Annotated in this window: 10 protein-coding genes and 1 pseudogene; 8 read left to right on the forward strand and 3 right to left on the reverse strand. The window is 63.6% G+C overall.

Annotation, left to right across the window (positions count from 1 at the left end; translation table 11 throughout):
* Positions 1–695 (reverse strand): helix-turn-helix domain-containing protein (locus ABD140_RS39320; RefSeq protein WP_344248063.1); only part of this gene is annotated, 695 nt, incomplete at its 3' end.
* Positions 696–845: 150 nt separating this feature from the next.
* On the opposite strand from ABD140_RS39320, the pseudogene ABD140_RS39325 reads away from it, so the two are divergent.
* Positions 846–1,566: pseudogene (locus ABD140_RS39325) on the forward strand (IS5 family transposase); the annotation flags it as partial.
* 19 nt (positions 1,567–1,585) lie between these two features.
* Here the strand turns inward: ABD140_RS39325 and ABD140_RS39330 are convergent.
* Complete coding sequence (locus ABD140_RS39330; RefSeq protein ID WP_344248065.1) at positions 1,586–1,816, reverse strand: hypothetical protein; 231 nt, start codon at positions 1,814–1,816, stop codon at positions 1,586–1,588.
* 678 nt (positions 1,817–2,494) lie between these two features.
* Here ABD140_RS39330 and ABD140_RS39335 point away from each other — a divergent pair.
* The 6 genes from ABD140_RS39335 (at position 2,495) to ABD140_RS39360 (ending at position 7,625) form a co-directional block, all read left to right on the forward strand.
* Positions 2,495–3,175: a Crp/Fnr family transcriptional regulator gene (locus ABD140_RS39335; protein WP_344248067.1), complete on the forward strand. Its 681-nt coding sequence runs from the start codon at positions 2,495–2,497 to the stop codon at positions 3,173–3,175.
* Positions 3,176–3,220: 45 nt separating this feature from the next.
* Positions 3,221–4,000 carry a hypothetical protein gene (locus tag ABD140_RS39340; protein ID WP_344248069.1) on the forward strand — a complete coding sequence of 260 codons (780 nt, stop codon included), beginning with the start codon at positions 3,221–3,223 and terminating at the stop codon, positions 3,998–4,000.
* Positions 4,000–5,898 carry a hypothetical protein gene (locus ABD140_RS39345; protein ID WP_344248071.1) on the forward strand — a complete coding sequence of 633 codons (1,899 nt, stop codon included), beginning with the start codon at positions 4,000–4,002 and terminating at the stop codon, positions 5,896–5,898. Before ABD140_RS39340 ends, ABD140_RS39345 begins: the two co-directional genes overlap by 1 nt.
* A gap of 152 nt (positions 5,899–6,050) precedes the next feature.
* Positions 6,051–6,551: a hypothetical protein gene (locus ABD140_RS39350; protein WP_344248073.1), complete on the forward strand. Its 501-nt coding sequence runs from the start codon at positions 6,051–6,053 to the stop codon at positions 6,549–6,551.
* A gap of 49 nt (positions 6,552–6,600) precedes the next feature.
* Positions 6,601–7,257, forward strand: coding sequence for a NucA/NucB deoxyribonuclease domain-containing protein (locus tag ABD140_RS39355; RefSeq protein WP_344248075.1), 657 nt, complete (start codon positions 6,601–6,603; stop codon positions 7,255–7,257).
* On the forward strand, positions 7,254–7,625 hold the full coding sequence (locus ABD140_RS39360) for a hypothetical protein (RefSeq protein WP_344248077.1): 372 nt from the start codon (positions 7,254–7,256) through the stop codon (positions 7,623–7,625). Before ABD140_RS39355 ends, ABD140_RS39360 begins: the two co-directional genes overlap by 4 nt.
* A gap of 386 nt (positions 7,626–8,011) precedes the next feature.
* Here ABD140_RS39360 and ABD140_RS39365 read toward each other — a convergent pair whose 3' ends face one another.
* On the reverse strand, positions 8,012–8,185 hold the full coding sequence (locus ABD140_RS39365) for a hypothetical protein (protein ID WP_344248079.1): 174 nt from the start codon (positions 8,183–8,185) through the stop codon (positions 8,012–8,014).
* A 662-nt stretch (positions 8,186–8,847) separates the two neighbouring features.
* On the opposite strand from ABD140_RS39365, the gene ABD140_RS39370 reads away from it, so the two are divergent.
* On the forward strand, positions 8,848–9,136 hold a 289-nt coding region (locus ABD140_RS39370; RefSeq protein WP_344248081.1), incomplete at its 3' end, for a hypothetical protein.

Raw genomic sequence — 9,136 nt, forward strand, 5'->3', positions numbered from 1 at the left:
ATCGAGCCAAAATTAAACACCTTCCGGACAATCCCATTGTAGTGGGACCACTGTCCGGAACCTTCGGGGCGCTTCATCTCGATGCGGGTGATGCCCAGGTCGGCGAAGTGGGCGGCGGCTCGTTCCAGGAAGGCGGCGCAGGTGGCGGCTTTCTCGTCGGTGTGGATCTCGCTGTAGGCGATGCGGGTGTGGTCGTCGACGGCTGAGTGGACGTAGTCGAAGCCGGTGGTGCGTCTGCGGTCGGGGCAGGCGGCGCGGCCGTGGATGCGCCAGCCGCCGCCGTCGGGGATGCGGCCGAGTTTCTTGACGTCCACGTGCACCAGTTCGCCGGGTCGTTGGCGTTCGTAGCGGCGGATCATGGTGCCGGTGGGGCGGTCCAGGAAGGACAGGCGGTTGAGGCCGTGGCGGCACAGGATCGGGCCGATGCGGGCCGGGCCGAGCTTGCGGCCGGTGCGCAGCGCGCACACTCTGCGTTCGGTCTCGGCCGGGGTGCGGTGCGAGGTGGTGTGGGGCCGGCTGGGGCGGTCGTGCAGGCCTGCCGGGCCTTCGGTGCGCCAGCGGGCCACCCATTTGTGGGCGGTCTGGCGGGATATGCCCATCTCCGCGGCCACACGGGCCACCGGACGGCCCGAGGCGACACGCTCGACGAGCAGACGCCGCCCGTGGATGGTCAGGCGGGCGTTACGGTGGGACACGAAGACTTCCGAGGTGGTGTGGACCTAGACAGCTCCACCACATCGGGGGTCTTCGCTGTTGATCAAGCACTCTCAGCCCGTGTCAACAACGTTCGTGATCATTACAGCTAGGGCCTGTCTTCAAATAGGCCACATGGGCCTGTGAGCTGCGGGATCGTGTGGAAGATCCGCACCGGAAGCGCCTGGCGGGACGTGCCCGAGCGCTACGGCTCCTGGCAGACCTTGTACACGCGTTTTCGCAGGTGGGCGTTGGACAGGACGTTCAGCGCGATGCTGACCGCGGTGCAGGCCGACGCCGATGCCACGGGCGATCTCGACTGGCTGGTGGCGGTGGACTCCACCATCGTGCGCGCCCACCAGCATGCGGCCGGTGCCCGAAAAGGGGGCACGGCCCGCAGGAGGGTCATGCCCTGGGACGTTCCCGCGGAGGGCTGACCAGCAAGGTCCACCTGGCCTGCGACGGGCGGGGTCGACCCCTGGCGTTCGTGGTGACCGGCGGAAACGTCAACGACTGCACGCGCCTCGAGGCCGTGATGCAAGCGATCCGAGTGCCCAGAACCCGACCGGGACGGCCCCGCACCCGCCCCGACCACATCCTGGCCGACAAGGGCTACAGCTCCCGCGCCATCCGCTCCTACCTGCGCCGACGCGGCATCAAGCACACTATTCCCGAGCGCGCCGACCAGAGGGCCGGCCGCATCCGGCGCGGCCGCCCGTCCGTTTTCGACCGCGACCTCTATCGGCGGCACAACGTCATCGAACGCTGCTTCAACCGGCTCAAGCAGTTCCGCGGCATCCCACCCGCTACGACAAGACCACCAGTTCCTACACCGCCGCCCTCACCATCGCCTCACTTCTGCTCTGGCTCTGAACCACTTTGAAGACAGGGCCTAGGCGAAGCGGACTTTTGGGGGTACCACCTGCTCGACAGCCGCGACGGCCTTGCGCAGGATCTTGACCTCGTTCTCCAACTCAGTGATCCAGGCGCGGACCTGCGCCAACGCGGCCGACTCGACCGCCGCTGGACTCGGGGCCTTCAGCCCCCGGACGATCAATTCCAGCCGCTTCCAGCGGTGCAGGCAGGACTCCGCGATACCTAGAGACGCGGCAACTTCCCGCACCGATCAACCTGATTCCAGCAGATCCAGAACATGGCGCCGGAACTACGGCGGACAGGGCTTGAGCACGACGAACGATCTCCTTCGGAAGATCGTCGAACCATATCTCTCTCAACCTCCGTGCCCGTGAAACGGAGGCAACATCAGCGGCCGCGCTACGGGAGGAACCTCAGTCGAGGTCGAACCAGATTAGGCCGCAGGCTTCACCGCGCCGCAGACCGTAGAAGACCAGGACATGGAACAGGGCACAGAGCGGGTCGCCGGTGAGGTCGCAAGAGAAGGGGATGATCTTGTTGCTCGGTCCTCATGAAAGCCGAACTTCCGAGCCAGTGGGCAAGATCAGATAGCCGTGCTTGTCCGGCACCTGCCCATACGGGCATAGCTCGAAATTCAGACGGGACATCCTTTGGGCTGTAGCCATCTGATCCTGCAGACCGGAAGTTTGCGCGGATACATACCGTAAGTCCTGGAAGGTCCCGGCTAGGTTCCTTTGCTGTCCCTGTCGCGCCATCGCCTCGCCGAAATCATCAGCATCTCCCGGAACCGTGAAGTTACAACCGCCTCAAGGTAAAGGGGGGCATGCCTAAATTTATGGACGAATCTGCTGTCCAGTAGCGAGCTTCCGTGATAATAGAATGTATACAAACCCGTTGATATCGCGATATTACCGTCACGGAGATCGTGGAGGTGATCTTGTTCGGAGGGTTCCGAGCTCACGTGGGTGAAGAGGTGTGGGCCCGCCTACTGGCATCAGGTACAGCCACGCGCTTCTATTGGGGAGATGTGCTCCTGTCGCAAGGAGAACAGGGGACGCATGTTCTGCTGCTCACTGAGGGCAGTGTCAAGGTCATGCAGGTAGAGCCCAGCGGACGGGAGCTTCTACTGGCCGTGCGGTCGGCTGGCGAGATACTGGGCGAGTTCGCCGTCCTAGAGCAGAAAGCACGGAGGGCTAGTGCCATCGCCATCGATCACGGGATGGCCTTTGCTCTCCCGGCGCCCCAGTTCACCCGCCTCATGTCGGAGCTGGACCTCAGCAGGGCACTCTGCCTGAACACCTTGGACCGATATAGAGAGAATGAGCGTTTCCTCGCCGACCTGGCCGATTACGGCCCAGGCGAACGAGTCGCCCGGTGCATCGCCCGCCTGTCAGCCGTCAGCGGTCCGCTGCTGCCCCTCACCCATGAAGACCTCGCCAAGGCGACATGTCTCAGCCGCAGCACCGTTTCCCTCGGTCTGTCAGCGCTGAAGAAGGACGGGCTGCTCGCAACGGAGTACGGCTGCATTCGCGTCCTGAAGCCTGGCCGGCTGCTCTCGTGGCGGGCATCACGTACCCGATTGTCCGGCGACGGACATTCCTCCTGACGAGTTCGCGGCATCGTCGGAGCTCCCAAGACCAAAGAAGACTCCGTGACCATTCGGCCTCTGACGGATTACCGCGGCATCTTCGCCGTGGACGCCGTCTCCTACACCCAGACCCCCGATGCCGATCAGCCTGAGCTCGGCGCGGAGATCAAGTCGCTTGTCCGCAACGTGTTCATCGACTGCGGCTTGGCCGACGTCTACCCGAAGACCCCCCAGGACTGTGGCGACGGCGTGCTGTTCTCCGTGGCGCACAACTGGACTTCTTTTCTTCTCCAGCCCGTACTTGTCAGGCTTCAGCAGGCATTGGAGGAGCGCAACGAGATGACGCCGCGCTACCAGCCCGCGCTCAGGCTGCGTGTAGCGGTCGGGCTGGGTCTCGCCCCGGCCGACGTCCTGGCTAGCGATGCCATCAACCGAACCTGCCGACTGCTCAACGCCGACCAGATCAAGGACGAGATGGACTGCTCGGACGATCGAACGACCCTGGTATCGGCCATCGTCTCCGACGAGGTCCTGCAGAAAGTCGTGGGAGGCGGCTTCAGCGATCTGCGCCCTACGGAGTTCCGCCCGGTGTCCGCAACCGTGCAGGGCAAGGCCTTTGAGGAGGATGCCTGGATTTACACCCCGCGTCCTTCCGCCAGGGAGCAGGCACCCGGTCATGACGCTGTGCTCGAAGTAGCGCCGAAGCCTTCCGATGAAGGCGTCGCCGGGCTCTCCGTGAACAACGCCGGTGCGTTGATCGGCCAGCAGAACAACAACAACACGCACCAGAAGATCAGTTCACCTGTGATCCTGCCCGGCGTGTATCCCTGGAACGAGCGGTGATGAGCCGTATCGACAATCGCTACGCGAGCATCGGGCAGCAATACAACGCGAGATCTCTCTACCTCAGCGCACCGATGTATCGGGCCAGGGCCTTGGCAGACGATGTGAGCGTTCTGTGCCGCTCCTACATTCCGATCAGCAGCTGGGCTGAAGCGGCCAACTGCCTCAGCCCAGGACGGTCCCAACGTGTTGTGGCGCTCGTGGGGGAAAAGGAGTCCGGCCGACGGATCACGGCGGTCAACCTGGCAGTTCGTTCAGGGCTAGTTCCGCAAGACTTCCTACCCGACCTCGTGGTGGAGAGCGGTAAGCCAGTCTTGAAAGAGCACTCGCTGCTCATGAAGGAGGGCGAGGCGTACCTGCTCGATCTGGACTCCGTTGCCGGGGTTCCAACCGAACAGCTCGAACGGTTCGTCAAGGTCCAGCTCGCAGACCTACCGGGCGGTGCGGCGCTCATCATTCTTACGCAACCAGGTCTATGGAAGACGCTCCGTCTGCCAGTGCAAGCCATCAAAGTGATCGCAACGGAACGGACGCTCGCCGTCTACCACCTGCTTATGGCAGCGACGCCCCAAGCCCAGCGAGTCGCGTGGTGGCAAGACCAGCGCCTGCTCGACAGCGTCGGGGCAGACACTCCGGCCGGGGCGTTTCGTACCGCGATGGAGGTACGGGCTCGGCTTGGACTTGATCGCGACGAGAAGGAGCTGGTCCAGGAAATACTCGACGCCCGAAGCGACTGGACGGCCGAAGTAGAACGCTTCTTCAGCGATACCGCCAACGACGACCGACCTGACAAAAGAGCCCTTCTCCTCGCCTCCATCGCCTGTGACGGGTGCACCATGGAGGAGATCTTCGAGGCCCAGGGGTCACTTATCGAAATGGTGCAGGAGGATCCTCCCCGCGCGTTCGGCCTCATGGGAAAGGGACGTGCACAGCAGCTACGCGATGTCAAGGCTGAAGCGGACGAAGGCGGGCGTTATCGCCTTAAATCCGGATACGGATGGACCGCCGCCTGTCATGCCTGGAGCGAGCAGGGCTTCCAGGCCAAGTTCAAGGACTGGCTGGTCGCTCTGCCCACGAAGGACCGTCCCGGACCCGGCCACCTCTATCTGGAACTCGCTCGGCGATTCGGTGACCGACAGATGATCGTCGATGCCGTTGAGCAATGGGCGAGGAATTCGGAGCTGCTGCCACTGGCTGTCGATGTTCTCGACTTGGCGGCGGTAGATGCTCGCCTGGGCCAGATGATCAGGGATCTGCTCTACCAGTGGGCGGGGCAGTCGAAAGGAAACCGTCCGGAATTGGTTGCTCGGGTTTGCTCAGGTGGGCTCGGAAGGATGCATACGGGCATCGCGCTGACTCGGCTCCGGCGGCTCGCCAACACCTGCCAGGACACTGATCGGCGACACGTGTGTGAGGCGTTGGTACGCCTCGCGGAGGATCCCGGGACTCGCCGGCAGGTCATCGAAGAGATCATGCGCTGGCACGAAGCTGGATCCATCCTCGCGGGATCCGTCTTGGACGCGATCGCGGCGAAGGACCTGATCGTGCCGGACGGGGAACTCACGACCCCCGATATCGAGCTCGTCGTCAGGACGCTGTCCGTTCTTCTGCAACGTCCCCATGGAATGGACATGGTGACACTCTGGCTTCGACGCCTCTCCGCTGGAACCGCTTCCGCGAAGGTCTTCCTCGCCGTGGTCGAAGAGTTGCTGGCGGGAGAGGGAAAAATGCTCGTGTCTGCGATCGTGCTCACGGCTCAGGACTTCATCGAGCAGACTCCGGAAGCTTCGGACGATCTGATCGCCGTGATCGGTAGGGCGAAGGAGATGTTCAAACACCGGGCTCCAGTCGTCGCCAGGAGCATCGCGGACTACCTCGACCGCGGTGAGGCGTGTTGAATGCCGGACGTCCGTGGTCTCGTAAAGTCGAGATCACGGACGCGGGTCGCTATCAGGCGGCTGAAGAAATCACCTACTTCCAGAGCCGAGTCCGCGTTTATGGGAGGGCGCGCCAGTCCGGCACAGAGCCCCAAAGGCGGGTTAGGAAGGTCGTGGCGGAAGTTTGTCTAGCGCGTTCGGTCCTTGATCCAGCGGGGGCGCAGCAGGAACTGTATGAACAGATATCGACGGAACTGTCTGCCGATATCAAGATGAAGGTGCTGGAAGTCTCACTGGTCCCGGAGGGCGCGAGCTTGGCCTTTGCTCAAAGGCTGGAGTCTGTGCTGCGGAGAAGAAAAGAGCTGGATCAGATGCGACAGGAGATCTTCGCTGACCCTGTGCGCGCTGCACTGTGGTTCGTCGACGGACGACCGGACCGCATGCTTACCTTGGCGGATCCACCTTCTGCTGCGGCCTTCGACGAAGCACGTGAGCGGTTGTCTGGGAGTCTCGGTGTTCAGGAGCGCCAGTCACTCTTCGAAATCATCGGCCGTGCACGAGAACTGGACCCCAGGCTTTGGGCGTACGCGCTTGGCAAACTGGCTGCGTCTTTGCGGGAACTCGGGGCAGAGAACGTGGCGGCTGCTTTGGAGCGGGAAATTGCAGACGGATGATCCTGTCCCATCCTTTGGGATGTTATTTCGGCAGGCTGGAGTGCAGGGAGTGCCCCTTGTCGATGATCCGCCGCAGCCGGTCACCCTGGGGGCCGCCATTGAGGGGCATGCCTACTACGATGCGGACGTCGCGACTCGCGGAACGCAGGCGACCATGGTCGGGGTGAACGAAGAGAAGATCACCCGTCCGGGCTGGAAGCTGCTCGGCCCCTACTATGCGGTCACGACGGAAATCCGCTGTGATCATGACCTGCCCGAGGCCACTCCCGGCAGCAGCCTGCCCGGATGCGTATTCCACCACTACATCCCGTACATGATCTTCGATGAGACCACCCATCCGGTGGTCGGTCCGGTCGCCGAGCACATCTACGATGCCCAGAAGACCCTTCCCTCCGAGTGGCGAGTCGAGAAGAACCGCGGTACCAGTAACATGCTCAACCGTTTGACCGACGAGAGCCAGATCGAGAACAACCGGGCGACGGCTTGCGTCGGAACCGCGCCCAGCTGCGACGAGTATCCGATGGCCTCCACCTATCAGGGTGCTGCCTTCTCCCCTCCCGGCGATTGGTCGGCCAGAACCGTTCCGGCGGCGGCGAACAGCTCCCAAGGCGGCATCATGGGCAATTTCTATGCCGCCAACAGGATCCTCGACCAAGACGCTTACTGGGTCTGGGTGAAACTGGCCGATGGGCGGACCTCCTGGTGAACGACCCCGTTCTTGTTACCGCCCAAGAAGGTCAGTACCACATCCAAGACGGCCCAGAGCGCCTCAACCCCTGGCCGGACCCCGTCGAGGCACTGACCACAGGCGAGGACAACTGGATCGCCGTCATCACCGGAACCCAGTGGGGCCCGGTCACCGTGCACCACCGGCTCCTGAGCAAGCCTCCCACTGCTCTCGACCCCGACTGGGACATGATCGCCGAACGCGACATCGTCACCTCCACCGGCCGCCTACACGTCAGCAGCCCCATCCCCCCGGCACGGGCTTCACCGTGGAGTCCTCACCAGGGCGCCACCGCGTCCGCATTCACGTCCGAGGCAGAGCACAAGCCGCCCCCCACAACCTCTTGAAGCACCCCGTGGAGGCCCACCTGCTCCTCATCTGGCCTACAGACGAGTCTCAGCCCACTCGGACCCTCCTCGGACCTGATGCCTACGTCAGCGTCTACTACGGCGCATGACAACAACGTGTGGTGTGCTCCCCACACTTTGGGGGGAGCACACCACACGAATTTCAACAGCCTGAAACCGTGGCGGCTCACCCCTGCAACGGCTACACCCGTCTGCCTGGGCGGGCCGCTGCCACAGCGTGCGACCTCGGCATTTGCCATCGGGCTACTCCGAGGACACTATGCAGCGGTCCGCGGTCATGTCGATGAGAAAGCCAGGAATCCATCCCACCACTCACTATCTCCCTGTCGTGGAGTTCGGGTGCCAAGCTTCGTTGGTGCTCGTTGTTAACGGCGGCCGCGGCGTTGGGCTTGAAGGAGGATGCCGGCGACGGTGAGGGTGAGGCCGAGGGCGGCCAGGAGCGCGGTGGGCCAGTCGGCTCCGGTGGCCAGGGTGAGGCCGCCGGAGACGACGCCGGCCAGGCCGAGGATGGCGATGACCGCGAGGGTGTAGGCCGTCATTCGTCAGTCCTCCATCTCCGGGTCGGCCCAGAACGTGATGAGCTGTTCCTCGCTCGCGTGCAGAGGCGGCCAGGCGGGGAGGCGTCGGCCGACCCGTCGGCTCCACATGGAGACCATCACCAATCGGACCAGCCTTTCGGCGGCGTACCGGTGAACGTGGGCATCGGGGCGAGAAGGGCGGGCGGTTGCCGGCCTGGCCGCGGTCATTGTGGTCATGGCGACGAGCGTGCCCAGAGCGACTCGCGATTGCCCAGGATTCCGGTGATCTCGGACTTGGCCAGCCTGACCCGTTCCCGACCGGACCAATCCGGACTCCAGGCACACCTGCGAGGCTGACGCCATGTCGGAGGCCGGGTCAGGACGGACTGGTCCGGATGGGAGCGGATGCGCCTGGGCTGGGCCGGTGTGGTTTACATGGGAACGGGTCAGTGCGCGCCGGTCCGGATGGGCCCGCACGGGGCCGGTATTGACGAGTAAAGGTGACGGGTGATCCCCGTTGGGCTGTAATGCGGGTGAACCATGTCGAGCCGGGCGACGAGATACATACCGATGTGGCTCGCGGACCAGTGATACGGGTGGGACGATGAAGATCCACCCGCTTTGGCTTCCCCTCCGGGGGACCGTCTTGGAAGAACGGTGGCGGTATGCAGCAAGACCCTCTGATGGATGAGGGCGAGGCATCACCGCAGCCCTGCATCGATCCCGAAGAACCCCACCCCGCGGTCGCCGTTTTCATCCGCCGGCTCCAACTGGCCTACGAGACTGCGTGTTCACCCGGTCCGATGCGGTTGAAGGAGATTTCTCAGGAGCTGACCGGCAAGCGGAGGTGGATCGCCAAGAGCACGTTCTATGACAACTTGTCAGGCGAGCGCCGCACTGAGCCTCTTTCATCCTCGGGCGGCTTGAGCGGTTCGGTGGTTCTGCAGGACGGCGATGGCTTTGACGAGGTGG

Source organism: Actinocorallia libanotica (assembly GCF_039525175.1).
Taxonomy (GTDB): Bacteria; Actinomycetota; Actinomycetes; order Streptosporangiales; family Streptosporangiaceae; genus Actinocorallia; species Actinocorallia libanotica.

Coding starts and splice junctions, on each gene's coding strand:
- ABD140_RS39345 (WP_344248071.1), top strand. CDS start 4,000: ATGAGCCGTATCGACAATCGCTACGCGAGCATCGGGCAGCAATACAAC.
- ABD140_RS39365 (WP_344248079.1), bottom strand. CDS start 8,185: ATGACGGCCTACACCCTCGCGGTCATCGCCATCCTCGGCCTGGCCGGC.